Raw genomic sequence first — 26,172 nt, 5'->3', positions numbered from 1 at the left:
CGCTACCTGTGGCCGTGCAATGCCCGCCGGTTGCCGATGTGCGCGCATGCCAGCAGCACGCCACCGCAGGCGGTGGCCACGCCATGCCAGAGCAGCGATTCCTTCAATGGCAGGTACAGCGAGGCTGACACCAGCAGGATCGCGCCAACCACGGCCAGCCGCACCGGCAGCCAGCGCCCATGCCGGTGCAGCCCGGCCGTGGTACTGGCCAGCGCCAACGTCGAGGCCATCAATGCGAACAACCATTCCCAGCGCGACATCATCAACAGCAGCGTCATCACGCCGTGGCCGGGGTGCTGGAACGAGCGCAGCGCCATCATTGCCGCCGGTACGAAGGCCAGCAGCAGGGGCAGGGCGATGCAATGGGCGGCGCAGGCCAGTGACAGCCAGGCACCGGCCAGATCGAAACGGGGATGCCAGCGTGCCGAAGTTGGCGGCTGGGCCAGGGCCCTTGCGGGGGTCGGGGGGATGTGGTCCATTATGTTACATAGTAACAATTGGAGTCTCCCCCATGAAGCTTCCTGCTGCTCTTTTCCTACTGCTGGCTGCCAACGCGGCCCAGGCACACGACGTCCGCCAGCACGCGCCACACGTGCACGGCCAGGCCACTGTTGATCTCGCACTCGACCAGGGAACGCTGGAGTTCGCCCTGCAGGCGCCGGGTATCGGCATTCTTGATTTCGAGCGACCGCCCGCCAATGCGACCGAGCAGGCGGCACTGTCGCGCGCCACCGCATTGCTGAAGAGCGGCAGCTGGGTGACCCTGCCCACCGCCGCCAACTGCCGCCTGGCCAGCAGTGACGCCAGTGCCGAAGGCTTCGCTGCGACCGCCGCTGTGCCAGCGGCCGGGCAGCATCGCCACGCCGGTTTCAGTGCCAACCTGCAGTATCGCTGCACGAATCCGAGTGCACTGCGCGCCCTGGTCGTGCGCCTGCCGGTGCTGTTCCCCGGGTTGCACGAAGTCATCGTCAACAGCGCAACCGCAAGTGGCCAGAACCGCAGTGTGCTGACCCCGGACAATCTGCGCGTGGTGCTGGCGCCGTGAGCACGCCAGCGGTGATCGCCCTGGAGGATGTGCAGTTCGGCTACGCAACACGCCTGGTGCTGGACATCCCGCAGCTGCTGATAGAGCAGGGCAGCAGCGTTCTGTTGCGTGGAGTGAGCGGTGGCGGCAAGAGCACCTTGCTCGGCCTGCTGGCCGGCGTCCTGCTGCCCGGCAGGGGGCGCGTCGAAGTAGCAGGTCACGCGCTGCAGATGATGCGGGGTGCTGCGCGTGATCGCTTCCGTGCCGATTACCTGGGCGTGATCTTCCAGCAGTTCAACCTGCTGCCGTTCCTCAGCGTGCGCGACAACATCGCGCTGGGCCTGCGCTTTTCGCGCCTGCGCAGCGCGCGCATCAGTGGGCCGCTGGATGCCGAGATCGCCCGCCTGCTGCAGGCCCTGCAGCTCAATCCCGAGCTGATGCAGCGGCGCGCGGGTACGCTCAGTGTTGGCCAGCAACAACGCGTGGCGGCCGCACGTGCGCTGATCGGCCGGCCGGCGGTGCTGTTGGCCGACGAGCCAACCTCGGCACTGGATCGCGAGGCCGCGACCGCGTTCCTGCAGTTGATGTCCGTGCAATGCCAGGCAGCCGGCACCACGGTGCTGGTGGTCAGCCATGACGACAGCCTGCAGCCCTTGTTCGACCGCACCATCGCGTTGTCGCAGATCAATCACGCAGGTGGCACCCATGCTTGAACTTGCCTGGGCCAGCCTGCGCAGCCGCGCATTGAGCGTCAGCCTCACCGTGCTGGTGATCACCCTCAGCGTGGTGCTGTTGCTCGGTGTTGAGCGCGTGCGCACGCAGGCGCATGAAGGTTTCGCCAGCACCGTCTCAGGCACTGACCTGATCGTCGGTGCCCGCTCCGGGCCGGTGAACCTGCTGCTGTATTCGGTGTTCCATATCGGCGACCCGACCAACAACGTGTCCTGGCAGTCCTACCAGGAGCTGTCCTCGCTGCCGCAGGTGAAGTGGGCGGTGCCACTGTCGCTGGGCGATTCGTGGCGCGGCTACCGGGTGGTCGGCACCAGTGGCGGCTACTTCGAGCACTATCGCTACGGCGCGGGACATGCGCTGGCGTTTGCACATGGGCGGCCGTTCGACGATCTGTACGACGCCGTGATCGGCGCAGAGGTGGCGCACGCGCAGAAGGTCGGCATCGGCGATGAGATCGTGCTGGCGCACGGCACCGGCGCAGTCACGCTGGCCACGCACGCCGACAAACCGTTCCGCGTGGCCGGCATCCTGCAGCGCACCGGCACGCCGGTCGATTCCTCGGTGCTGGTCTCGCTGCCGGCCATCGAGGCGATCCACGTCGACTGGCGCTCCGGCGTGCAGCTGCGCAGCCAGAGTGTCAGCGCCGAGCAGGCGCGCCATCTGGACCTGACCCCGACCAGCATCACCGCCTTCATGCTCGGCCTGAACTCGCGTATCGCCACGTTCTCGGTACAGCGCAGGATCAACGAGTATCCGGACGAGGCGATGCTGGCGATCCTGCCCGGCGTGACCCTGCAGCAGCTGTGGCAATCACTGGGCACCGCCGAGCGGGCACTGCAGCTGATCAGTGCGATGGTGGTGCTGCTGGGCATGGTCTCGCTGGTGGCGCTGCTGGTCTCGACCCTGCAGGAGCGCCGGCGCGAGATGGCGGTGCTGCGTGCCATCGGTGCACGCCCTGGCTATATCGCCAGCCTGCTGGTGGTGGAGGCGGTGGCGACCAGCGCGCTTGCCTGCGTGCTCGCACTGGCCGCACTGGTGGTGGCCAGCCTGGCGGGGCGTGGCTGGGCGCTGGCCAACTTTGGCCTGTCGATCACCCACATCTGGCCGGATGGCCGCGAACTGGCGTGGGTCGCAGGTGTGCTGGCGATCAGCGCGGTGGCCGGCCTGGTACCGGCGCTGCTGGCCTATCGGCGCACGCTGGCCGATGGCCTGTCACCCGGGGGCTGAGCATGCGCTGGTTGCCGCTGTTGCCAATCTTGCTGGTGCTGAGCGCCTGCGAACGCCCGGTCGATACCGGCGTGCAGGCGCTGACACCGTCGCCGGTGGTCGATCGCGATGCCCCGGCAGCTGCCGAGGAACAGGAACTGGACTGGTTGCAGATGATGCCGAAGGAAGAACTGGCGGCGCTGGAGCGTGGCGAGGGCCCGGAGGTCGAGCACAACGGCAACCGGCGCATGCCGCAGTTCGGTACGTTCCGCACCGTGGACACCGTATTGCAGCGGCCGGTGCGCTTGCCGGGTTACGTGGTGCCGCTGGCCAACGCGCAGGACGGGCGGCTGACCGAATTCCTGTTCGTGCCGTACTACGGCGCCTGCATCCATGTGCCGCCGCCACCGCCGAACCAGATCGTGCACGTGGTGCTGCCGCACCCGATCGAGATGCCGGACATGTATTCGCCGTTCTTCCTGGCCGGTACCCTGCGCGCCGAACGGCTGGACGATGATCTGGCCGGCTCCGCCTACACCATGCGTGACGCACAGCTGAGGCCGTATGAACCGTAGCGTCCTGATCGGACTGACCTGCTGCCTGGGCCTGTTGGGGTGTACGCAGGCGGGTGGGGGAGCCACCACCGGCGCCGCAGCACCGGCACAGCCGGCCACGACCGAGGCGCCCATCGACCGCTGGGATGCACTGCGGCCCGACGAAGTGACCTACCAGCGTCCGCCGCCGCAGATCGGCCTGTCACGCAATGGCATGGACGGGGTGGGCGGGCTGATCGATGACACCGGCTCGGGCACGCCACCGGGGCAGGAGATCGACCATTCCAGCCCGGATCGCGCCAAGCAGTTCGGCTCTTCGCGCGTGGTCGACGCTGTCGACGGTCGCGCGGTGGATCTGGATGGCTACGTGGTGCCGCTGGGCACCAACGACGCGGGACTGGTTGAGGAACTGTTGTTCGTGCCGTTCTACGGGGCCTGCATCCATGTGCCGCCACCGCCACCGAACCAGATCATCCATGTGACCCTGGCCACGCCGATCGCACTGGGAGACCTGTGGGACCCGTACCGGCTTGCCGGCCGCCTGCAGGTGAAGCGCTTCGATGCGGATATCGCCAGCGCGTCCTACGACGCGGCGGCGGCGACACTGACGGCGATCCACAATTGAAGCGCACGCGTTGGATCATCGTTGCGGGCGTGTTGGTCACCAGCGTGGTGTTGCTGGTGTGGTGGCACCTGCGCGTCGACATGACCGAGCCACCGGCGATCGCCTTCCCGGCACCTGCGACCGATGCCAGCCAGCGCATCGAACAACGCCTCGGCGAAGACCACGCTTTTCGCAACGACGTGCTGTTCCTGCTTGCGGCAACGTTGCGCGACCGCTGCCAGCCGGCACAGACGGGGCTGCTGGCGCGCATGGCCAATCGTGCATCGCTGCCGGTGCTGGCGGCGGTCAGTGCGGTGACCCAGCAGGATCCATCGCTGGACCGGCCGATCTACCAGTACATCCAGCACCGGGCCGATGCGACGCCGTGTGGCCAGCCGCTGCAGATGCCGTTGGCCGGTGGGCGCAGCATGGCCGTGGACATCGAGCAGTACGCGCGCACCTTCCCGGACAGCTATTTCGACCCGCAGCGCAGCAGCGAGCCGCGGGATTTCGGCGGCCTGTCGCTGCAGCAGCGGGCCGGTAACGCCTGCAACAGCGTGGTGTATTCGGTGTTGCCGCTGGGTGGCACCGATTGGCGATGCAGCAGCCTGCGCGCCAATGCGCGTGCGCGGGTGCGTGGGCTGTGCGAGGACGAACTGCGGCGCCAGCATGGGGGAACGGGCGGGGAACTGGACATGGCCGTGGGGCAGGGCATGCAGGGTGCGGTGGTGTCGGCGATTGCCGCGCTGCCGGAAGACTGCCGATAAGCGTTTACCAGTAGAGCCAGGCCATGCCTGGCTGGCGGTTCAGCCAAGCAGACTCGCCCCTACAGACCCTGAACTGGTGGATTCCGAAGATCATAACTATACAGGACATCCGGTATAGTTATGGCTGTACTCCATCCCACCAGGTTCTCCCATGGCTTTGTCCCAGCCCCTGGCCGGTGCTCCGGCCCTGTCGCGTGCCCGTCGCTGGGCGCTGTTGTTCACCGTCGCCGCCGGCCTGCTGCTGGTTACGCTCGACAACTCCGTGCTCTACACCGCACTGCCCACCCTGACCGAGGAACTCTCGGCCAGTGCCGGCCAGGCACTGTGGATCATCAACGCCTATCCGCTGGTGATGGCCGGCCTGCTGCTGGGCGCTGGCACGCTCGGTGACCGCATCGGTCATCGCCGCATGTTCCTGATCGGCCTGGTGGTGTTCGGCACCGCCTCGCTGGCGGCGGCCTTCGCCGACAGCGCCGCACAGCTGATCGCCGCCCGTGCGTTCCTGGCGGTCGGTGCAGCGGCAATGATGCCGGCCACGCTGGCGCTGATCGGCCTGAGCTTCCACGAAGAGCGCGAGCGCAACATTGCCATCGCCATCTGGGGTTCGGTGGCCATCGTCGGTGCGGGACTGGGTCCGATCATCGGCGGCTGGCTGCTGCAGCACTTCTGGTGGGGCTCGGTGTTCCTGATCAACGTGCCGGTGGTGGTGGTGGCCTTCGTTGCAACCCTGCTGCTGGCACCGGAAGGCCAGCGAGATACCTCGCGGCCGTGGGACCTGGTGTCTTCGTTGCTGGCATTGGCGGCGCTGTCCGGCCTGGTGCTGGCGATCAAGTCGCTGATCGCTACACCGCCGTCGTATGCGCTGGGTGCCGGTGCGCTGCTGCTGGCCGTCATCAGCGGCGCGGCGTTCGCACGTCGCCAGCAGCAGTTGCCGTACCCGTTGCTGGACTTCGCGATCTTCCGCAATCCGGCGTTCCTGGCCGGCACGCTGTCGGCGGTATTCACCCTGTTTGCGATGGCTGGCCTGCAGCTGGTTACCACCCAGCGTTTCCAGCTGGTGGCGTGCTTCACACCGCTGCAGGCAGGCCTGCTGGTATCGGTGGCGGCGCTGGGCAGCCTGCCGAGTGCACTGCTGGGTGGCAGCATTCTGCACCGCGTGGGCCTCCGCCCGCTGATCTGCGGCGGCCTGGCCGCAGGTGCTCTGGGTGTCGGCGTGGTGGCGTTCGGCTTCCCGCACGGCCTTGGCTGGGTGGTGGCTGGCATGGCGATCACTGGTTTCGGCATGGGCTCGGCCATCTCGGTGGCGTCCACTGCCATCCTCAACAATGTGCCGGCACACCGCGCGGGCATGGCCTCGTCGGTGGAAGAGGTGTCCTACGAATTCGGTGGCCTGCTGGCGGTGGCGATGCTGGGCAGCCTGAGTGCGGCAATGTACGGCGCCTTCCTGCCGGCCTCGGCCGACATGCCCGAGCTTGCCCGCGAAGGCTTCACCCAGGCGCTGCACGCGGCACGCGAAAGCGGGCAGGGCGAGTGGTTCGCACTGGCCACGGTCGCGTATGACCGTGGCTACCAGATCGTGCTGCTGGTGATCACGGTGGTGCTGGCAGTGGGCGCGGCGATCATCGCGCGCCTGCTGCGGGGGCGCGTCGGTGGCCGCGAGGGTGCGGCCGATCGCGTAAAATGACGCGATGAGAACCAGCAAGCGCGACCGCATCCTCGACGCCGCCGTCAACGTGATCAATCGTGACGGCGTGCGCGCGGTGACTTTCGAGTCGGTGGCCGCCGAGGCCAAGCTGACCCGCGGCGGCCTGCTGTACCACTTCCCGTCGCGCGAGGCGCTGCTGCGCGGCATCGACGAGCACCTGGTGCAGGCCTGGGAGACGTCGATGGAAACGCTGCTGGGCAAGCGTGCGGAGGAAGCATCTGCGCTGGAGCGCTACCAGACCTTCGTGCGCGTCTCGGCGCAGAGCGCCACCCGTGCCGAACTGATGTTCATGCTTGAATCGGCCGACCCGGACGCCGACGAGCGCCCGTGGGGCCCGGCAGTGCGGCGCTGGGCGCCGCTGCCGCCGTCGGCCGGGCAGAATGACCCGGCCGCACTCGACAACTTCGTGGCGCGGCTGGCCGCCGATGGCCTGTGGATCTACGAGGCGATGTACGAAGGGCAGCTGGATGAAAGCGTGCGCGCCCAGGTGGCGGAGCGGATCGCCGGGCTGCTGGCGAAGTCTGATGGAACGTCCAGCTGAGCCGTCGGCCGACGCGGGGACGCCGCTCCTGGTAGAGCCGACCGCTGGTCGGCTGCTCACGAAAATCCCGCGCTGCGCGCGATAGTCGACCAGCGGTCGACTCTACCCCTCTCCATTTACCCAGCCTGTGCTGCAGTCGCCGCCAACCACGCCCTGGGCGAGGCCCCCAATCGCTTGCGGAACGCCTTCGACAACGACGCGGTGTCGGCAAACCCGACTTCGATCGCCACCTGCTTGACCGCCACACCTGCCCGCAGCTGCGCGCAGGCCAGGCTCAGCCGCCAGTCGAGCAGATAGCTTGCCGGCGTCGCCTGCATCACCTCCTTGAACACGGCTGCGAACGCGCTACGCGACATGCCGGCGGTCGACGCCATGCGCGGCAGCGTCCATTCGGCCTGCGGCGCCTGGTGCATCGCCACCAGCGTGCGTGCCAGCCGCGCGTCGGACAGCCCGCGCATCAACCCATGGCTGACCCCGGCCGCATCGGGATGATCGACCACCCAGCGCAGGATCTGGATCAACGCCACCTCGAACAGCCGGTTGGTCAGCAGCCGCGAACCGCAGCGTTGGCGGTCGGCCTCGGTGAACAGCAGATGCAGGGTGTCGTCCAGCTCGTCGATCGCGGCCAGTGGCACCACCATAACCGGTGGTAGCGACTGCACGATGGGATTGCGCGCGCCGCCATCGAAGTCGAGTGTGGCGCAGGTGAAGTCGGGGCCATCCAGCGGCGCATTGAAGAACACGTGGTGCAGTGGCTGCGGGTACAGCAGCAGGCTCGGGGTGTCGATCTTCAACCGAGGCAGCGCGGTATCGCCATCGGGATGGCGGACCTCCATCTCACCCTGGCGCAGGATGTGCAGGAACGCGCGCCCGGGTTGCGGCTCGAACACCTGCCGTCCACACAGCGGGCCGCTGTGGAACAGCGCGGCCTGCACGCGGAAGCGTTCCAGAAGGGAGGACAGGCGGTCGGGTGCGGAGGTGTCGGTGGGTATGCGCATGGACGAATGGACAACATGTGTGGCTTATTACGGTCAATAAGTCCGTCGAGTCTACCTAGGATGAGCGGGTCGTCCAATCCCGGGCGCTTTCCCAAGGAGATCCACCATGTCCCGTGTCCCCCTGATCGATGCCGCCAACACCACCGCCGACCGCCAGGCCCTGCTGGGCCAGGTCCACGCCGCCTTCGGTGCCACCCCGGCCATGTTCCGCGCGGTGGCCAATTCGCCGGCCGCCCTGCAGAGCATGTGGGGCTCGTTCGGCGCACTGGGCGGCGGTCGCCTGTCGCCGCTGCTGGGCGAGCAGATCGCCGTCGCCATCGCCAACCGCAATGCCTGCGAATACTGCCTGGCCGCGCACACGGCGCTGGGTCGCAAGGCCGGCGCCAGCAGCGAGCAGATGGCTGCTGCGCAGATCGGCCAGTCCAGCGATCCGGCCACTTCGGCGGCGCTCGACTTCGCGCTGAAGGTGGTCGAGCAACGTGCGCAGATCGCCGACAGTGATGTGCAGGCGTTGCGCGCAGCCGGCTTCGATGACGAGCAGATCGTCGAGATCCTCGCCCATGTGGCGCTCAACCTGTTCACCAACTACGTCAACGTGGCGTTCGACGTGCCGGTGGACTTCCCGAAGGTGGCGCTGCGCTGAGGTACGGTCTGGCCCGGGTGGCAATGGGCCGCCCGGGCCGGTCGAAAGGGAGCAGACGGGGTGATCGGCGCTACCTGTCGTCCGCCTGCAGCCGCTCGGGGTGCGTATACACATTGAACCCGCTCTCCCGCGCGAATCCGACCAGGCACAGTCCGGCACTACGGGCCAGGTCGATCGCCAGCGCGGTCGGCGCAGACACCGCTGCCAGCACGCTGGCACCCGCACGTATCGCCTTGCTGACCATCTCATAGCTGGCGCGGCTGGAAATCACCAGCAACCCACCGTCGATGGCGTGCTCGTTGTGATGGAGGGCGCCGATCAGTTTGTCCAACGCATTGTGACGGCCCACATCCTCGCGCACCCAGCCGATGCGCCCGCTGGCATCGGCCCAGGCCGCGGCGTGCGTCGATCCACTCACCGCATTCATCGGCTGATGCTGCGCCAGCGTGACCAGCGCCCGCTGCAACGCGGCATGAGGATAGGTGCGGCGCTCGCGGATCTGCGGCAGCGGGCGCAGCACATCCTCCAGCTGGCGCGTGCCGCACAGGCCGCAGCCACCGCGACCGGGCAGCAGGCGGCCATTGGCCGGATCCAGATCGGCACCGGGTGCGTCTTCGGAAACGGTCATCTGCAGTTCGATGCCCTCCAGCTGCGGGCGGACCTCGATCGACAGCAGTTGCGAGGGCGCAGTGATCAGTCCCTCGCTGAGCGAGAAACCCAGCGCGAAGTCTTCCAGGTCGCAGGGCGTGGCCATCATCACCGCGAAGGCGGCGCCGTTGTAGCGCAGTGCAACCGGCACTTCCTCGGCCACCACGTCGACCTGCTGCTGGTGCCCCTCGCTGCGCCAGCGCTGCAACGGGCGCTGCGCCGTACCGGCAGGCGGGATGTGCGGCGGGGTCGAGTCAGGCATGCAGCGCGTCCGGGCAAGGGAAATACGCAGGTGGTGGACCACCCACGGCTTCGAGAATAGCGCAGTGGCCGGGCGCTGACGCGGGTGTAACCGTTGTCATGGCAGGCTGCGCTGAAAACAGCGTCTGCCTCTGGCGAAGCGGCCTTGTCCGTGCTTGACTGCGGGGCTGGCCGCGCTGCAGAGGCCGCATCCGGCCCGTCTCGCGCCGTTGATTGTTGTGTTCCTCCCGCCAGGTTCCCGAACATGTCCGAGCAGAAGCCGCCGCGTTACAAGCCCTACAACCAGCCGGCCGGTGGCTGGGGTGCCGCTGGCGCCACGGCCAAGGTGCTGCTGCAGCAGAGCGTGATCGGCAAGGGGTCGAAGGCGCTGCTGGCGATGAACCAGCCCGGCGGCTTCAAGTGCCCCAGCTGTGCGTTCCCCGATGCCGATGAGCGCAAGAAACTGGAATTCTGCGAGAACGGCGCCAAGGCGCTGGCCTGGGAAGCCACCCAGTTCCGTGCTGGCCGCGAGCTGTTCGCCCAGCACACTGTCACCGAGCTGATGGCGCAGACCGACTACTGGCTGGAGATGCAGGGCCGGCTGACCGAGCCGATGCGCTACGACGCGTCCACCGATCATTACGTGCCGTGCAGTTGGGATGAGGCGTTTGCCTTGATCGGCCATCATCTGCAGGCGCTGGACAGCCCGCACCAGGCCGAGTTCTACACCTCCGGCCGTACACCCAACGAAGCCGCGTTCCTGTATTCGATCTTCGTGCGCGAATTCGGCACCAACAATTTCCCGGACTGCTCGAACATGTGCCACGAGCCGACCAGTCGCGGCCTGCCGCCGGCCATCGGCGTGGGCAAGGGCACCATCGTGCTGCAGGATTTCGAGCACGCCGAGGCGATCTTCGTGATCGGCCAGAACACCGGCACCAATTCGCCGCGGATGATGAGCAACCTGGTCGAGGCGCGCAAACGCGGCATCCCGATCGTAGCGGTCAATCCGATGCCCGAGCGTGCGTTGATCCGTTTCGCCGAGCCGCAGGATGTGGTGCAGATGGCCACGTTCGGTTCGACCGAGATCACCAGCGAGTTCGTGCACATCCGCATCGGCGGCGACCTGGCCCTGATCAAGGGCATGATGAAGGTGATGTTCGAACGCGAGGCGCAGGGTGAGCGCGTGCTCGACCATGAGTTCCTGTCAGAACACACGGTGGGCCTGGAGGCGCTACGCGAAGACGTGCTGGCGCAGGACTGGGACGAGATCGTGGAGGTCTCCGGCATCACCCAGGCGCAGATCCGCCGCTGCGCCGAGATCTACATCCGCTCCAAGGCCACGGTGATCTGCTATGGCATGGGCCTGACCCAGCATCAGTATGGTTCGACCCTGCTGCAGCAGGTGGCCAACCTGCTGTTGCTGCGTGGCAACTTCGGCAAGCACGGTGCCGGCATCGGGCCGATCCGTGGCCATTCCAACGTGCAGGGCGACCGTACCGTCGGCATCGACGAGAAACCCAAGCCGGCCTATCTGGACCGCGTGCAGCAGGTGTTCGGCTTCGATCCGCCGCGCGAGCACGGTCATCACGTGGTCGAATCGATCGAGGCGATGCTGGACGGCAGCGCCAAGGTGTTCATCGGTATGGGCGGCAACTTCATCCACGCCGTGCCCGATACGCCGCGCGCGTACGAGGCCATGCGCGGCCTGGAGCTGACGGTGGGCATCGCCACCAAGCTCAATCGCGGTCACCTGGTGCATGGCCGCGATGCCTTGATCCTGCCGGTGGTCGCACGTTCGGAGCGCATCGTTACGCCTGCCGGCGAGCAGTTCGTCACTATCGAAGACGCGATGTCGAACGTGACCGCTTCGCGCGGCGTGCTCGAGCCGGTCAGCACGGACGTGCTCCCGGAGGTCGAGATCGTCTGTCGCATGGCGCTGGCAACATTGCCGCACAGCAAGGTCGACTGGGCGGGGTGCATGCATGACTACGAATCCATCCGCGAGCTGATTGCGGCGGTGTATCCGGAGATCTACACCGGCTTCAACGAGCGGATCCAGCAGCCGCACGGCTTCCACCTGGACATTCCGCCGCGCCGCCGGGTGTGGCCCACGCCGAATGGCAAGGCCAACATCCTGGTGATGCCGGGCCTGGACGTGGACGCGCCGGTGGACGACCCCGGGATGCTGCGGTTGGCCACGGTGCGCTCGCACGATCAGTACAACACCACCATCTACAGCTACAACGACCGCTACCGCGGCGTGTACAACGATCGCATGGTGCTGTTCATGAACATCGAGGACCGGCTGGCGCGCGGGCTGGAGAAGGAGGCGCTGGTCAGCCTGGAGACCATCAGCGGTGATGGCGTGCAGCGGCGCATCGAGGGCCTGACCGTACTGGACTACCCGATGCCGCGCGGCGCCCTGGCCGGTTACTACCCGGAACTGAACCCGTTGTTGCCGCTGGACTACTACGATCGAGTCAGCGGTACCCCAGCGGCCAAGTCGATCCCGGTGCGGATGAGCGCAATGGTGGCGGTGATTGCGTGACGTGCGCATCGGCTATCATCAGCGGGTGAACCTGCCTGGCCTGCTGCTGCGATGGATGATGCTTGTTGCCCTGGTGCTGAATGCACCGGCGCTTGCGATTGCCTCATCCTCGTACGCGGCGCAGTCCAGCGCGGACCATTGCGCCGCACCGCATTCGGCGGCCATGGCCGGATGTTGCGACGAGGCAGCATCAACGGTCTGCCAGAGCAATGAGTGCGAATGCCCGCCGGCCAGCCTCGGCATGCTGGCCACCCTGAGCGGAACGCCAGCGTCACCCTGGCGTGAGGCGCCTTTGCCAGCCAGCGCCCAGCAACGCGCACCGCCGCCGTTGCCGGATCCGCTACGGCCTCCCATCGTGTGATTCCCTCCAGGCCTCAAGCGCCTGCCGTAGCTGCTCGACTCATTCTCGACTCTGCCTGTGCCTTCGATGCGCAGGCAGCGGGCCGCGTTGCCCGCATCTGCAAAGGAATCAACACCATGAACCGTTCTCTCTCCCTCGGCCTGCTGCTGGGCACCGTGCTGGCCACCACCGCCTGCGCGCGTGCTGCCGAAGAATCGCCTGCTGCGCCGGTTGCCAGCCAAGCCCCGGCGGCACCGATCAAGGCCAGCCCGTCGCAGGTGGATCCGGCACTGCCCATCGCCATCGTGCACAAGACCGCCAGCTGCGGCTGCTGCGGTATCTGGGTCGACCACCTGAAGGCCGAAGGCTTCCAGGTGGATGTGCGCAATACCGATGACATGAACCCGATCAAGGTCCGGCTGGGTGTGCCGGTCGGCAAGGCGTCCTGCCACACCGCCGAGATCGGTGGCTACGTGGTTGAAGGCCATATCCCGGCCGAGGACATCAAGCGACTGCTGGCGGAGCGGCCGGCAGCGCGCGGCCTGGTGTTGCCGGGCATGCCGGCCGGCTCGCCGGGCATGGAAATGCCGGACGGCTACGTGCAGCCGTACACCGTTGAACTGGTGCGCAACGATGGCACCACCGAGCCGTTCGCGCAGCACGGCCAGGGCGGCTGACAGGCGGCGGTGCCGGTCGTCCTGACCGGCACCCCTCGGAGAGCCGAGCCCACCCTCGGCATGCTCTTTGTAGAGTCGAGCCATGCTCGACTGCTCTGCTTCAGTCGAGCAAGCTCGACTCTACAGAATCAGCGGGCCCCGGCTGTTTCCTTGGCCAGCTGTGCGTCGAACTTCTGTTCGGCCGCATCCGCGTAGGCCTTGCAGGTCAGTGCCTTGGCGCTGGCCTTGCTGCCGGAGGCGTAGTCCCAGTTGCTGGCACCCGGATGAGGGGTCAGCAACACGTCACAGGGCAACGCCCGCACCGTCGCGAAGCTGCGTTTGTAGTCATCGACCAGGCGCGGATAGCGCGCATTGCCCTGCAGCTGGTAGCCCGGTGCACTCAGGCTGTCGGCATAGGCGATGCGCACCGGCTTGCCCTCGCGGGTATCGGTCCAGGTCCACGCGGTGCTGCCCGGGGTGTGCCCCGGCATGAAGTGCGCAGTGAACGCGATGCCGCCCACCGTGATCACTTCGCCATCCATGACGATGCGGTCTGCACTGGCAGGCGGGTAGGTGATGCCATCGCCGAAGTGCAGGTCATCGCTGCCGCCACGCGCCAGCAGCACCGCCGATTCCGCGTTGGCGACCACGTGCGCGCCACTACGGCGCTTCAGTTCAGCCACCGGCCCGGCATGGTCGGCATGCGCGTGGCTGAGCAGGATCAGCCGCAGGTCCTGCGGGGCCACGCCGCGCGCCTTCATGTTGTCCAGCAGGTGGCTGGCCATCTGTGGCATGCCACCGTCCAGCAGCACGGCGCCCTCGGCGGTCTGCACCAGCAATGCGGTCAGGTTCTCGGTGCCGATCTGCCAGGTGTGGTCAGCAATCTGCAGCGGTGCCATCGGCTGCAGCCAGGAAGCATCCACGGTGTAGGCCCGCAACTGCGGCAGGGGTGCCTCGGCGGCGCTGGCGTGCGCGACCGGAAGAACAGCGGCCAGTGTGACGGCGAGCAGGGAAAAACGCATGGTTCACGTCCGATTGAAGGAGGCCCAGAAACTAGCATGGGCCTCCTTCATCGCGTCGCGCATAGATTTCATGGCTCCCATAAGGGCGCCATGGATCAGTACCGGTACTGCCACCCCAGCGTCACCACCCGGCCACGGCCCGAGAAATAGCTCGGGTTCGACGGCGTGGTCTGCGAGTAGTAGCTGATGTACTGCTTGTTCGCCAGGTTCTGCACGCCCAGCGTGAAGGCGTGCTTGTCCAGCGTGTAGCGTGCGACCAGGTCCACCGTGGTGTAACCCTTGAACTCCGCCACCCGCGCGCCACGCAGGTCGAAGTCGCGGTCGAAGGCGTGGCTGGCCTGCAGGCGGGTGCTCAGCTGCGGCGTCCAGTTCTGTTCCCAGAATGCCGTCAGCCGGTTTGGCGCGATGTTGACGCCAGCCAGGTCGCTGTCGAGACGCCCATCGACGTTGGCGTCGTAGCGGCCGTTGGCGCGCGCGTAGCCCAGGCCCAGCCGGCTGTCGCTCAGGCGCAGGCGCAGGTTGCTTTCGAAGCCCTCCACGCGCGTGGCCTGGCGCTGCACCGCATAGGCATCGATGCCCGGATCGTAGATCAGCACCGAGCCGAGCTTGGATTCGGACGTGTAGTAGGCGATGTCGCCGCTGAAGCGGCCATCGTCGTACTCCAGGCCGATCTCGCGGTTGTCCGACACCACCGGTGACAGGTCGATGAGATTGTCGACGCGTTGGCCGTCGCGATTGATTGCACGCAGCACACGGCCGACGTCGGCCACGGTGTAGCCTTCCGAATACGAGGCGTAGGCGTTGAGGCGGTCATTGATGTACCAGACCGCGCCGAAGTTGGGCAGGGTCTCGCTCATGGTCGGCTTGCCGCCAGCCACCTTGCGTGCGCCGTAGCGGGGCAGGGTGGTGTAGTCGCCTACTTCCAGCTCGCCCTTTTCGTAGCGCAGGCCGCCGGACAGCATCAGGTGGTCGGTCGGCCACCAGTGCAGCTGCAGCAGCGGCGACAGGCTCTGGTAGGTGGTCTGCGGCACCCAGTTCATGCCACTGGCCAGCAGCACCTGGTGGGTGCGATCGCGCAGGCCGTCCAGGCCCAGGGTCACGTCCAGCGTGGTGTCGGCGATGCGGGCCCAGCTCTGGGTCAGCTTGAAGCCGCGCTTGTCCGATTCGTTCTGGGTCTGGTCCCAGGCGGCGTTGGCGCCGGTGTTACCCCACGGATCCCACTGGCTGGCGCCATAGCGGCCTTCGAAGTCCACCGCGAAGGCCTGCGCCTGGAAGCGGCCACCGAGCAGGTCGGCGGCGCTGTAGTCCAGCGTCAACGAACGCGAGCGGTTCATCGGCGGCTCCAGCGGGGTATCGCCGGGCACCGAAATGGTCGGGCGGCCGGTGCGGTAATCACCGTTCACCGCCAGGTAGTTGTCCAGCCCGCGCAGCTCGTAGCGGTTGGCCATCAGCTGCAGGCGGTGGCCCTCGGCAATGTTCCAGCCCAGCTTGGCGAACACGTTCGACGAGGTCGAATCCATCAGTTCGCCCTGGGCGTTGGTACCGATCGAACGGCCCTCACCGTCGTGGTACAGGCCCTGCTTCTCATAGGCCAGGCCGGCCACCAGATCGAACTGCTCGCCGCGCACGCCGACCAGTGCCGAGCCGCGCTGTCCATTGTCATCGCGGCGGCTGGGCAGGGCCGAGCTGTAGCTGACGTTGGTGTCGAGCAGGAAGGCGCCGGGCTCGCTGGGCGCGCTGCGGGTGATGATGTTGACGATGCCACCGGTACCGCCGATGCCCTGCAGCGCGTTGGCGCCGTGGATGACCTCGATGCGTTCGATCATCGCCGGATCGATGGTGTGCGAATCACGTGAGCCATCGCGCAGCGGCGTCGACTGCGGCACGCCGTCGACCATGTACAGGATGCCGCGGCCACGCATGGTTTCGCCGTAGTTGGACATCTTCTCGCGCGCCGGGGCAAACGCCGGGATCTGCGCCGACAGCACGCGCGAGACATCCGAGCCCAGCGCCAGCTGCTGCGCGATGTCCTCGCGGGTCAGCACGGTGATGGTGTTGGGCATCGCAGTCTCACCCTGCGGCATGCGCGCGGTCGAGGCCGATACCGTGACGCGGGCCAGCGAAGTGGTCGTGGCAGGGGACGCTGCCGATGACGCGGCCCGGGCCGGAGCGCGGGGCTTGGGCGATGCTGGCGCGGCACTCACCACGAACACCCCCGGCGAGCGCTCCTGCATCGCCAGGCCTTGCCCGGCCAGCAGGCGCTGCAGGGCGTCGTGCGGGGTGTAGCGGCCGTCGAGGGCGGGCGCGTTGCGGCCGCTCACGCTGTCGGCGGCGAACAGCAGCTGGATGCCACTCTGGCGCGCCAGCGAGTTGAGCGAAGTTTGCAGCGGGCCGGCCGGCAGGTGCAGTTCGACGAGTGCGGACGCAGCGGTCTGCGCGGTGGCGGGCAGCGCCGCACACAGGCAGGCGGCGAGCAGGGTGGGGGCCAGCCGGCGCAGCGCGGCGGGCGGAACAGGGCGGGTCATGCGGGGGTCCTTCGGAAGGGTTCAAGCACTTGCCGGATGGGACGGCGCGCAACCCACCCTCGGCGTGGCAATCAATCGCGGGCGCGCAGATGCAGGCTGCCGTCGGCGGCGGTATGCACCTGGACCGGCAGGATCTCCGGCAACAGCGCGACCGCCGTCTCGGCACGATCGGCATCGAACACACCCGACACCTGCAGCGGACCCAGTGCTGGGTCGTCCAGCACGATCGGACGGTCGTGATAGCGCTGCAGGATGCGCAGCACCTCGCTCAGTGGCATGCGGTCGAACTGCAGCCGGCCGGTGGTCCAGTCGGCCCGGTCCGGATCCACGGCTTCCGGAGGAGACAGCGACCCCGGCTGGGCCAGCAGGCGCTGCCCCGGCTTCAGCCGCTGCTCGGTGCCGCCGCCATCCACGCTGACACCGACCTCGCCGCGCCACAGCGTGACCTCACTGAGATCGCCCTGGCGGTCAACATCGAACACCGTGCCGTAGTTGCGTACCTGTACCGGCCCGGCATCAACCTGGAAGCGGCGCCACGCCGAATGCTGCACCTCGAAGCGCGCATGGCCCTGCGCCAGCAGCACCTGCCGCGAACGCAGATGGCGACGGACCTGCAGGTGGGTTCCCGCGTCGAGCAGCACGCGGCTGCCGTCCGGCAGCTCGATGTCGCGGCGCTCGCCGACGGCAGTCTGGTAGTCACGCACCTGCCAGGCCGGGTCGGCCAGCAGCAGCGCGGCAGCCGCCAGCAACAGCACCGGCAGTACCCGTTTCGCGCCAGATCCGCCGCGCCGCCGCTGCAACTGCTCCGGGCCTGGCAACGGGAAACGCTCCTTCAGTGCCTCCCGGTGTTGGTCGAGCATGTCCTCGGCGGACGGTTCGGCGGGCGCCGACGGCGGTGCCGGATCGGGTGATGCAGGGCTCACCGCAGCGCACCGTGCAGCCGGCAGTCGGCCATGGCCAGGCGCAGATGACGTTCCACCGCCTTCAGGCCGATGCCCATCCGCTGCGCCACCTCGGCCTGGGGCAGCTCGTGGATCTTGTGCAGGATGAACACCTGCTGCCGCCGGCAGGGCATGCGCTCGATGCTGGCGGTCAGCCGCTGCAGCGCCTGCTGGCCCTGCGCCTGGCGCTCGGGTCCGGGGCGCTCGCAGGCGCCTTCGGGAAGCTCGGCGCGGGGCTCTACCCAGTGCCGGCGCAGGTCCTCGGCGCGGCAGCGGTCGACCGCCGCATCGTGGGCGATCCTGCGCAGCAGCGCGATCGGTTGGCGGGCGTCATGCGCGGCCGGGCGTTCCAGCAGGCGCACACAGACATCGTGCACCACTTCGCGGGCCAGCCCGGGCGAGCGGAACCGGCGATGCAGGTAGTCCACCAGTTCCTCGTAGTGGCGCACCAGCGAGGTCACCAGCGGCAGCGCAGGTGGGCGGGGAAGTGTCGGCTGGGACATCCGGACGGGAAGCAAGGGTGAAAGGCGGGTGCCGGGAGGTCATCCCTGCGCAATGACGCAATACTAATGGGAACTGTTCTCGTTTGCCATGCCGCGATCATCAGGGCGATTGTTCGCCGCGCCTGGAAAGTGAATCCACGATCATCGGCTGGAGCGCAGAATCGCCCACGGCTAGCCTGCCTGCAGGCTCAAGGAGGTGGACCATGCATGTGCTTCTGGTGATGGTGGGTGGCGTCGTGCTGCTTGGGGTGTTCCTGCTGTTCGGGCGGCTGTGGAGCGTGGGCACCTCACAGCTGCCCACGGCCCTGATCGCGTTCATTGCCACCTGGCTGCTGGTGACGGTGGCCAACCTGTGGGTAGGCGTCAGCAAGGCCGGCTACGGGATGCGCGAAGAACTGCCGATCCTGCTGCTGGTGTTCGCGGTGCCGGCCCTGCTGGCCGGTCTGCTCTACTGGCGCCTGGCGCGCTGAAGGACAGCCATGAGTACACGACTGCGATTGCCAGCCCTGCGCCAGCGCGATGGCCACCATGCGCGCGTGACCTACGAAGAGCTGTTCTTCGACCTGGTCTACGTGTTCGCGGTCACCCAGCTTAGCCACCACCTGCTGCATCACCTGGATCTGGCCGGCGTGCTGCAGACGCTGGTGCTGTGGTTTGCGGTGTGGCTGGGCTGGCAGTACGCCTGCTGGGTCAGCAACTGGTTCGATCCGGAGGCACCGCGCATCCGCGGCCTGCTGTTTGCCACCATGCTGCTGGCCTTGTTGATGTCCTCGTCCATTCCCGAGGCGTTCGCCGACCGTGCCTGGGTGTTCGCCGGCGCCTACGCCACCATGCAGGTCGGGCGTACCGCCTTCGTGCTGTTCGAGGTTGGCCGCACGCACCCGCTGGCGCCGAACTTCCGCCGCATGCTGGCCTGGGTGAGCGTGTCGGCCTGCTTCTGGCTGGCAGGTGCGGCAGCCGAGGGCAATACGCGGTTGGCGCTGTGGGCGGTGGCAGTGGCGTGCGAATACGTCTCACCGATGTTCGGCTTCGCGTTCCCGGGGCTGGGTCGTTCGCACACCCGCGAGTGGACCATCGAGGGCGGGCACCTGGCCGAGCGCTGCCAGCTGTTCGTCATCGTCGCGCTGGGCGAGACGCTGCTGGCGACCGGTGGCGTGCTCAGCGAGGTCGAACAGTGGAGTGGGGCGGTGGTGTCCGCAGTGCTCGCCACCTTCGCCGGTACGATCGCCATGTGGTGGCTGTACTTCGGCATCTCCAGCCGCGATGCCACCGAGGCCATCAGCCATGCTGAAGACCCCGGGCGGATGGGCGCCAACTTCCACTACGTGCATGCGCTGCTGATCGCCGGGATCATCGCTACGGCGGTGGGCAATGACCTGGTCATGGACCACCCGCACGCTGCGGTGACGCCGGTGTATGCGGCCGTGCTGGTGGCCGGCCCGTTGATCTACCTGCTGGGCAGCGCGCTGTACAAGCGGGTGGTGTACGGGCGCGCACCGTACTCGCATCTGATCGGTGCAGTGGCACTGGGTGTGATGGGTTTCGTATTGCCGCAGACCCATCTGCTGACCGCTGGCTGGTTGACCAGCGCGGTGCTGCTGGCGGTGGGATTGATGGATACGCGGTTGAAGCACCGCCTGCAACGGGCGTGATCTTGTCCGGTATCCAGCCTGTGCCGGGTAGAGTCGACTGTTGGTCGACTGCTCTTACACAAGGTTGTGGAAAATCCAGCGCTGCGCGCGATAGTCGACTGACAGTCGACGCTACCGCCGCCCTCTACCGCCTGAGGTGGCCTGGCCGAGCGCGGCGGCCATTGCCGCAAGCTTGCCGACCGTGTTGAGGTTGCGGGCGGTGCCTTGCTGGGCATAGGGAATCCGCAGGCGCGAGTCGGCCATGCCGTCGCCATAGTGGACGAAGATCTCGCGGGTACCCAGCGCCAGCTGCTCATCGCGCAGGCCGGTCACCCCGGTCAAGGGATCGGCGGGCAGTACCTCATCCACGAACAGCGCGACCACGCGATTGCCGGCGGCATGTGGGAACGGATTGCCGGCGGCAACCGCCGCGATCTCGGCTGCCGAGCGCACCAGCACACCCACCGGTTTTCCTGCATAGGCCTGCAGCCGTTGGCCAAGAGCTTTCCGCACGCCGGCTTCGTCAAGTCCGCTGCGGAACACCACGTTGCCGCTGGCGATATAGGTGCGCACGTCGGTGAAGCCGGCGTCTTCGCACATCGCCACCAGTTCAACCATCGGCAGCTTGCCGGTACCTCCGACATTGACTGCTCGCAGCAGTGCGACATGCACGCTCATGGGGAACCTGCCTGCAGGCGGTCGTACATGCGTACCAGATCGACCAGCGTACGCGCGCCCATCTTGCGCATCACCTGCGCGCGGCGCACCTTCACGGTGATCTCGCTGACCCCGAGGTCACCGGCGATCTGCTTGTTGAGGCGGCCGCGTACCACACCGTCAACCACCTCGCGCTCGCCGGCGTTGAGGGTGTTCCAGCGCTGCTGCAGGGCGTCCAGCGCCTCGCCGTCACGACGGCGCTGGCGGTCGATCTCGATGCCCTTGTGGATGGCATCGAGCAGTTCCTGGTCACGGAACGGCTTGGTCAGGAACTCGATGGCACCGTCCTTGATCGCGTTGACGCCCATCGCGATGTCGCCGTGGCCGGTGATGAACACCACCGGCAGCTGCAGGCCGTGGCTGCCCATCGTGCGATGGAACTCCAGCCCGCTCTGGCCGGGCATGCGCACGTCCAGCACCAGGCAGGCCGGTGCATCTTCCAGTTCGTGTTCGAGGAACGCCTGGGTGGAGGCGAAGGCCCGTACCTGCAGGCCCATCGAGGCGAGCAGGTCTTCCAGCGCGGCGCGCACCGACGGATCGTCGTCGATCACATAGACGATGGGCGCTGGATCGGCGGCGGGTGCAGCGGGCTTACGCATGAGGGCGTTCCGTGGCGATGGGCAGGTCGAACACAAAGCAGGCGCCGCCACCTGCCGGCCGCTCAGCACGGATCTGGCCGTCGTTTGCCTCGATCATCGAACGGCTCAGGCTGAGACCGAGACCCAGCCCGTGTGATTTGGTGGTCCAGAACGCGTCGAACACACGCTCAGGATGATCGGCGGGCAGGCCGACACCACGGTCGCGCACACTGAGGCTGACCCGCTGGCCGTCACGCCGGGTCAGCAGCGACAGGCGCCGGTCGGCGGCGGGCACGGCTTCCATCGCGTCCACCGCATTGAGGATCAGGTTGCCGATCACCTGCTGCACCTGCACGCGGTCGGCCTGCACCAGTGGCAGGTCGGCGTCCAGCAGCAGGGCCACGGCCACGCCGTGCTGGTCCAGCTCGCTGCGCGACAGTGCCAGCATTTCCTCCACCGCCTGGTTCAGATCGAAGGCGCGCCGTTCCGGTGCGGCACCCTGGGTCAGGCCGCGGATGCGGGCGATCACGTCACCGGCGCGATGCGCGTCGGCCAGGATGCGGGCCACGGTCTGCCGTACCTTGTCCACGTTCGGTGGGTCCTGTGCCAGCCAGCGCTGGCAGGCTTCGGCGCTGCTGGCGATGGCCGCCAGCGGCTGGTTCACTTCATGTGCGATGGAGGTGGTCAGCTCGCCCACGGTCGATGCGCGCGCCACTCGCAGCAGGCGGCCCTGTGCCTCCTGCACTGCGGCTTTGGCCGCTTCCATCTTCAACGCCAGGTAGGTGGTGATGCCGATCACCAGCATGCCGATCACCGAGTTGACCAGGCCGATGCGGTAGGTGCCGAAGCGGGTGAGGAAGAAGCTCAGGGCGGTGAGTGCGATGGAGGCGATGGCCAGGCTGATCAGCCCGCGCGTGGCGAGTACGCGCGATGCGGCGAGGATGACCGCTGCGTAGAAGCAGGCCGCCGCCACGGCGTAGTCGGTGACGGTATCGACCAGGAAGATCGCCGCCATCACGACGATCAGGGCCAGCAGCACCAGCGGGCGACGGGGCGACAGCGATGGCATCGGGGCGGCTCCCTGGCGTGGGGGGAAAGGATAGCAAAGCTGCCTCTGGCAGGTGCCGACCGTGCTTGGCGTGCTCCTGTGCGGTCGGCACCCACCAAAGCGATGCCTGGTAGTGCCGGCCGCTGGCCGGCAGCTGCAGGATTGTGCCGACCAAGGTCGGCACCTACCAGAGCGGTGCATGAGGGCTGTTGGTAGATGCCGACCTTGGTCGGCAGGCTCTGGCAGGAGTCATGGCATCTGATGGGTCTGTGCCGACCAAGGTCGGCACCTACCAAGCGGTGCATGAGGGCTGTTGGTAGATGCCGACCTTGGTCGGCAGGCTCTGGCAGGAGTCATGGCATCTGAGGGTTCTGTGCCGACCAAGGTCGGCACCTACCAAGCGGTGCACGATGTTGCCGGCCAGCGGCCGGCACTACTCCTCCAGGCTGGCGTTCCAGAACCCCTGCAGCACGCCGGGGGTGGTCGCCAGCGTGGCCAGCACCGCATCCAGTTCACCGGCATCCACCGTGGTGGCATACAGCACCGCTTCGATCTCCACGTCGCGCTCGCCGAACGGGCGCTGGTCCACCGCGCGCACCGGGTAGTGCGCCTGCTCCAGCAGCAGCAACAGCTGGTCCAGCACCTCGGCCTGCTGCTCGCGCTGGCAGACCACGTTGATCGCATAGGTCGCCTCGCTGAACGCCTCCGGCAACGGCTGCCGCTGGATGCGGTTCACTACCGGCCGCAGCAGGGTATTGGCGGCCAGCACGAACACCGCCGCCAGCACCGCCTCTGGCAGCAGCTTGATACCCGCACAGGCACCCACCGCCGCCGAGCCCCACAGGGTGGCGGCGGTATTGAGGCCAGACACCTGTGCGCCGTCCTTCATGATCGCGCCGGCGCCGAGGAAGCCGACACCGGAGATCACATAGGCCACCACATGCAGCGGTGAGGGCGGGCCGCCATACAGGTCATGGAAGCGCACGGCCAGGTCGACGAACACCGCCGCACCCACTGCCACCAGCGTATTGGTACGCAGGCCGGCGGTGCGTTGGCGCAGCTGCCGTTCCAGGCCGATGGCCGTGCCAAGCACGAACGCCACCGACAGGCTGATCAGCGAGCTCAGGGTTGCGCCGGCGTTGAACGCCGGCAGGTTCGGATTGATGTCCATTGTGTTTCTCCCTGGACCAGGCGGCGGGCGCTTACTGCCAGCCGTAACGACGGATGTAGATCTTCTTCAGCACGGTGGTCAGCACCGCGTAGCCGAACAGGATCGCCACCAGGAACGGCCAGTAGCCGGTCGGCAGGGCCTGCAGCTTGAAGTAGCCAGCCAGCGGGCTCATCGGCAGGGCCACGCCGATGGCCATGATCAGGCCGGTCATCACCAGCAGCGGCGGCGCGGCGATGCTCTGCAGGAACGGCACCTTCGGCGTACGGATCATGTGCACGATGAGCGTCTGGGTCAGCAGGCCCACCACGAACCAGCCGGACTGGAACAGGCCCTGGTCGGCCGGTGTGCGCGCATCGAACACGTACCACATCAGCGCGAAGCAGCTCAGGTCGAAGATCGAGCTGATCGGTCCGAAGAACACCATGAAGCGCCCAATGTCTGCCGGGTTCCACTTCAGCGGCTTGCGCACCAGCTCCTCGTCCACGTTGTCGAACGGAATGGCGATCTGCGAGATGTCGTACAGCAGGTTCTGCACCAGCAGCTGCAGTGGCAGCATCGGCAGGAATGGCAGGAAGGCCGAGGCCACCAGCACCGAGAACACGTTGCCGAAGTTGGAGCTGGCGGTCATGCGGATGTACTTCAGCATGTTGTTGAACGTGCGCCGGCCCTGGATGACACCTTCCTCCAGCACCATCAGGTTCTTTTCCAGCAGGATGATGTCGGCGGCCTCCTTGGCGATGTCCACCGCGCTGTCCACGCTGATGCCGATGTCCGCCGCACGCAGCGCCGGTGCATCGTTGATGCCATCGCCGAGGAAACCGACCACCTTGCCCTGCGCACGCAGCTCGCGCACCAGGCGCTCCTTGTGCAGTGGCGTCAATCGAGCGAACACACGATGGTGGTGCAATGCGCGCGACAACGCGCCGTCATCCATGCGCTCGATCTGCGGGCCGGTCAGGATGGTGTCGGCCTCCAGCCCCACCTGGGCGCAGACGCGGGCGGTCACCAGTTCGTTGTCACCGGTGAAGACCTTGACCTCCACGCCATGCGCGGCCAGCGCCTGCAGCGCCTGCGCAGCGGACTCCTTCGGCGGGTCCAGGAAGGCCACGTAGCCAACCAGGGTCAGACCACATTCGTCGGCCTGCGAATAGGTGGTCTGGCTGGCAGCGGTCTCCTTCATCGCCACCGCCACCACGCGCAGGCCCTGTTCGTTCAGTTCCTCGGTGGTCTGCCGCACGCGGGCCAGGCGGTGCTCGTCCAGTGGCATGTCCTGGCCGTTCTCGCGAACGGTACTGCATACCGCCAGCATTTCTTCCACCGCGCCCTTGCAGATCAGCTCGTGGTGGTCCTCGCGCTCGGACACCACCACCGACATGCGGCGGCGCTCGAAGTCGAACGGAATCTCGTCCACCTTGTGGTAGTCCTGCGACAGCCGCAGCGAGCTCTGCAGCTCCACGTGTTCCAGCACCGCGCGGTCCAGCAGGTTGATCAGGCCGGTCTGGAAATGGCTGTTGAGGTAGGCAAACTTCAGCACATCCTCCGAATCGTGACCGAACACGTCGGTGTGCCGTTCCAGCGCGATCTTGTCCTGGGTGAGGGTGCCGGTCTTGTCGGTGCACAGCACTTCCATCGCACCGAAGTTCTGGATCGCATCCAGGCGCTTGACGATCACCTTGCGCCGCGACAGCAGCACCGCACCCTTGGCCAGGGTGGAGGTGACGATCATCGGCAGCATCTCCGGCGTCAGGCCCACCGCCACCGACAGCGCGAACAGAAACGCCTCGGTCCAGTCACCCTTGGTCCAGCCGTTGATCAGCAGCACGAACGGCACCATCACCAGCGCGAAGCGGATCAGCAGCCAGCTGACACTGTTGACGCCGGCCTGGAATGCGGTCGGCGCACGGTCGGTGGCGGTGCTGCGCTGGGCCAACGTGCCGAAGTAGGTGCGGTTGCCGGTGGCCAGCACCACGGCGGTGGCCGTTCCGGACACCACATTGGTGCCCATGAACAGCAGGTTGTGCTGTTCCAGCAGGCCGGCCAGGCCGTCGCCCGGGTGCGCGAACTTTTCCACTGGCAGCGATTCGCCGGTCATCGCGGCCTGGGCGACGAACAGGTCCTTGGCGGTCAGTACGCGGCAATCGGCCGGAATCATGTCGCCGGCCGACAGCACGATGTGGTCGCCGGGCACCAGCTCGCGGATCGGCAGGTCCAGCAGCCGTGCCGGGCGACGGCTGTGCAGGTGCGCACCGAAGTACTGGTCGGCCACATCAGCGGCCTCGGTACCCGGATTGCGGCGCAGCACGCGCGCGGTGTTGCCGACCAGTGCCTTCAGCCGCTCGGCGGCACGGTTGGAGCGGCCTTCCTGCACGAAGCGGATCAGCGTGGACAGCAGCACCATCGCGCCGATCACGATCGTGGCCTTGATGTCCTCGGTCAGCCAGGACACCGCCGCCAGAACGGTCAGCAGCAGGTTGAACGGGTTGCGGTAGCACTGCCACAGGTGCCGCCACCACGGCAGCGGCTTTTCGTGATCCACCTCGTTGGGGCCGAGCGTGGCCAGCCGCTCCTCGGCTTCGTGCGGGCTGAGGCCATCGACGTGCGAGTCGAGCGCGGCCAGCAGGCGCGGCTCGTCCAACTGCGACAGGGTGACCAGGCCGGTGGTGAGTGCGAACGGTGCGGCCTCGGCGCTGCCCGGGCCGAAGCCGGCTTCGGGCATGGCGCGACGACCGAACAGGTTGCCTGCGCGACGGCTGCGCAGGAATGCATTGAACCAGGCGTTGAGCAGGCTCATGGGAACTCCTTGAATGTCAGAGCCGGCCGCGGCCGG

25 protein-coding genes are annotated in these 26,172 nt (G+C 67.3%); 13 read left to right on the top strand and 12 right to left on the bottom strand.

Going from position 1 to position 26,172, the window contains the following annotated elements:
- Positions 1-2: 2 nt before the first annotated feature.
- Entirely contained in the window at positions 3-479 is a 477-nt protein-coding gene (locus MG068_RS11385) for a MerC domain-containing protein (protein ID WP_125893594.1), read from the bottom strand.
- Positions 480-511: 32 nt separating this feature from the next.
- On the opposite strand from MG068_RS11385, the gene MG068_RS11380 reads away from it, so the two are divergent.
- The 8 genes from MG068_RS11380 to MG068_RS11345 all read left to right on the top strand — a co-directional run bounded on the left by MG068_RS11380 (position 512) and on the right by MG068_RS11345 (position 7,133).
- On the top strand, positions 512-1,045 hold the full coding sequence (locus MG068_RS11380) for a ZrgA family zinc uptake protein (protein WP_132810224.1): 534 nt from the start codon (positions 512-514) through the stop codon (positions 1,043-1,045).
- Positions 1,042-1,737: an ATP-binding cassette domain-containing protein gene (locus MG068_RS11375; RefSeq protein WP_132810223.1), complete on the top strand. Its 696-nt coding sequence runs from the start codon at positions 1,042-1,044 to the stop codon at positions 1,735-1,737. The genes MG068_RS11380 and MG068_RS11375 overlap by 4 nt, the downstream gene beginning before the upstream one ends.
- Complete coding sequence (locus MG068_RS11370) at positions 1,730-2,983, top strand: ABC transporter permease (protein WP_049399730.1); 1,254 nt, start codon at positions 1,730-1,732, stop codon at positions 2,981-2,983. Before MG068_RS11375 ends, MG068_RS11370 begins: the two co-directional genes overlap by 8 nt.
- Positions 2,984-2,985: 2 nt before the next feature.
- A complete protein-coding gene (locus MG068_RS11365) occupies positions 2,986-3,537 on the top strand; it encodes a DUF3299 domain-containing protein (protein WP_132810222.1) in 552 nt (183 codons plus the stop codon).
- Entirely contained in the window at positions 3,527-4,141 is a 615-nt protein-coding gene (locus MG068_RS11360; RefSeq protein WP_071227994.1) for a DUF3299 domain-containing protein, read from the top strand. Before MG068_RS11365 ends, MG068_RS11360 begins: the two co-directional genes overlap by 11 nt.
- A gap of 17 nt (positions 4,142-4,158) precedes the next feature.
- Positions 4,159-4,887 carry a hypothetical protein gene (locus tag MG068_RS11355; protein WP_132811139.1) on the top strand — a complete coding sequence of 243 codons (729 nt, stop codon included), beginning with the start codon at positions 4,159-4,161 and terminating at the stop codon, positions 4,885-4,887.
- A gap of 151 nt (positions 4,888-5,038) precedes the next feature.
- On the top strand, positions 5,039-6,571 hold the full coding sequence (locus MG068_RS11350; RefSeq protein WP_132810221.1) for an MFS transporter: 1,533 nt from the start codon (positions 5,039-5,041) through the stop codon (positions 6,569-6,571).
- Between the two features lie 4 nt (positions 6,572-6,575).
- Complete coding sequence (locus tag MG068_RS11345) at positions 6,576-7,133, top strand: TetR/AcrR family transcriptional regulator (RefSeq protein WP_049422177.1); 558 nt, start codon at positions 6,576-6,578, stop codon at positions 7,131-7,133.
- 116 nt (positions 7,134-7,249) lie between these two features.
- Here the strand turns inward: MG068_RS11345 and MG068_RS11340 are convergent, their stop codons facing one another.
- On the bottom strand, positions 7,250-8,131 hold the full coding sequence (locus tag MG068_RS11340; RefSeq protein ID WP_132810220.1) for an AraC family transcriptional regulator: 882 nt from the start codon (positions 8,129-8,131) through the stop codon (positions 7,250-7,252).
- A gap of 106 nt (positions 8,132-8,237) precedes the next feature.
- Here MG068_RS11340 and MG068_RS11335 point away from each other — a divergent pair, with 106 nt between their 5' ends.
- On the top strand, positions 8,238-8,774 hold the full coding sequence (locus tag MG068_RS11335; protein WP_032129465.1) for a carboxymuconolactone decarboxylase family protein: 537 nt from the start codon (positions 8,238-8,240) through the stop codon (positions 8,772-8,774).
- 70 nt (positions 8,775-8,844) lie between these two features.
- Here the strand turns inward: MG068_RS11335 and fdhD are convergent, their stop codons facing one another.
- Positions 8,845-9,684, bottom strand: coding sequence for a formate dehydrogenase accessory sulfurtransferase FdhD (fdhD, locus tag MG068_RS11330; protein WP_132810219.1), 840 nt, complete (start codon positions 9,682-9,684; stop codon positions 8,845-8,847).
- A 243-nt stretch (positions 9,685-9,927) separates the two neighbouring features.
- Between fdhD and MG068_RS11325 the strand changes: the two genes are divergently transcribed.
- Together MG068_RS11325 and MG068_RS11315 are read left to right on the top strand one after the other, a co-directional pair.
- The gene (locus MG068_RS11325; RefSeq protein WP_132810218.1) at positions 9,928-12,213 is read left to right on the top strand and encodes an FdhF/YdeP family oxidoreductase; all 2,286 of its coding nucleotides are present in this window, start codon (positions 9,928-9,930) and stop codon (positions 12,211-12,213) included.
- 477 nt (positions 12,214-12,690) lie between these two features.
- Positions 12,691-13,230, top strand: a complete 540-nt coding sequence (locus tag MG068_RS11315) for a DUF411 domain-containing protein (RefSeq protein ID WP_132810217.1) — start codon at positions 12,691-12,693, stop codon at positions 13,228-13,230.
- Positions 13,231-13,358: 128 nt separating this feature from the next.
- On the opposite strand, the gene blaL1 is transcribed toward MG068_RS11315, so the two are convergent.
- The 4 genes from blaL1 to MG068_RS11295 all read right to left on the bottom strand — a co-directional run bounded on the left by blaL1 (position 13,359) and on the right by MG068_RS11295 (position 18,200).
- Complete coding sequence (gene blaL1 / locus MG068_RS11310) at positions 13,359-14,231, bottom strand: L1 family subclass B3 metallo-beta-lactamase (protein ID WP_132810216.1); 873 nt, start codon at positions 14,229-14,231, stop codon at positions 13,359-13,361.
- 95 nt (positions 14,232-14,326) lie between these two features.
- Positions 14,327-16,756 (bottom strand): TonB-dependent receptor, encoded by a 2,430-nt coding sequence (locus MG068_RS11305; RefSeq protein WP_132810215.1) that lies wholly within the window; start codon positions 16,754-16,756, stop codon positions 14,327-14,329.
- Positions 16,757-16,827: 71 nt separating this feature from the next.
- Positions 16,828-17,679, bottom strand: coding sequence for a FecR family protein (locus MG068_RS11300; RefSeq protein WP_049422184.1), 852 nt, complete (start codon positions 17,677-17,679; stop codon positions 16,828-16,830).
- Entirely contained in the window at positions 17,676-18,200 is a 525-nt protein-coding gene (locus MG068_RS11295; RefSeq protein ID WP_049401449.1) for an RNA polymerase sigma factor, read from the bottom strand. The genes MG068_RS11300 and MG068_RS11295 overlap by 4 nt, the downstream gene beginning before the upstream one ends.
- A gap of 203 nt (positions 18,201-18,403) precedes the next feature.
- Here MG068_RS11295 and MG068_RS11290 point away from each other — a divergent pair, with 203 nt between their 5' ends.
- Together MG068_RS11290 and MG068_RS11285 are read left to right on the top strand one after the other, a co-directional pair.
- Complete coding sequence (locus MG068_RS11290) at positions 18,404-18,670, top strand: hypothetical protein (RefSeq protein ID WP_032129472.1); 267 nt, start codon at positions 18,404-18,406, stop codon at positions 18,668-18,670.
- Between the two features lie 9 nt (positions 18,671-18,679).
- Positions 18,680-19,852: a low temperature requirement protein A gene (locus tag MG068_RS11285; RefSeq protein ID WP_132810214.1), complete on the top strand. Its 1,173-nt coding sequence runs from the start codon at positions 18,680-18,682 to the stop codon at positions 19,850-19,852.
- 111 nt (positions 19,853-19,963) lie between these two features.
- Here MG068_RS11285 and MG068_RS11280 read toward each other — a convergent pair whose 3' ends face one another.
- The 5 genes from MG068_RS11280 to mgtA all read right to left on the bottom strand — a co-directional run bounded on the left by MG068_RS11280 (position 19,964) and on the right by mgtA (position 26,136).
- Positions 19,964-20,509, bottom strand: a complete 546-nt coding sequence (locus MG068_RS11280) for a DUF1697 domain-containing protein (RefSeq protein WP_032129474.1) — start codon at positions 20,507-20,509, stop codon at positions 19,964-19,966.
- Positions 20,506-21,147, bottom strand: a complete 642-nt coding sequence (locus MG068_RS11275) for a response regulator transcription factor (protein WP_049462638.1) — start codon at positions 21,145-21,147, stop codon at positions 20,506-20,508. Before MG068_RS11275 ends, MG068_RS11280 begins: the two co-directional genes overlap by 4 nt.
- The gene (locus MG068_RS11270; RefSeq protein WP_132810213.1) at positions 21,140-22,195 is read right to left on the bottom strand and encodes a sensor histidine kinase; all 1,056 of its coding nucleotides are present in this window, start codon (positions 22,193-22,195) and stop codon (positions 21,140-21,142) included. The genes MG068_RS11275 and MG068_RS11270 overlap by 8 nt, the downstream gene beginning before the upstream one ends.
- A gap of 412 nt (positions 22,196-22,607) precedes the next feature.
- On the bottom strand, positions 22,608-23,345 hold the full coding sequence (locus MG068_RS11265) for an MgtC/SapB family protein (protein ID WP_005413576.1): 738 nt from the start codon (positions 23,343-23,345) through the stop codon (positions 22,608-22,610).
- A gap of 31 nt (positions 23,346-23,376) precedes the next feature.
- Positions 23,377-26,136: a magnesium-translocating P-type ATPase gene (gene mgtA, locus MG068_RS11260; protein ID WP_132810212.1), complete on the bottom strand. Its 2,760-nt coding sequence runs from the start codon at positions 26,134-26,136 to the stop codon at positions 23,377-23,379.
- Positions 26,137-26,172: the final 36 nt, after the last annotated feature.

The sequence above is a fragment of the Stenotrophomonas sp. ASS1 genome (assembly GCF_004346925.1).
GTDB lineage: Bacteria > Pseudomonadota > Gammaproteobacteria > Xanthomonadales > Xanthomonadaceae > Stenotrophomonas > Stenotrophomonas maltophilia_A.
The sequence above is the reverse complement of the archived record's forward strand: the minus strand, read 5'-3'. Positions and strand labels throughout refer to the sequence as shown.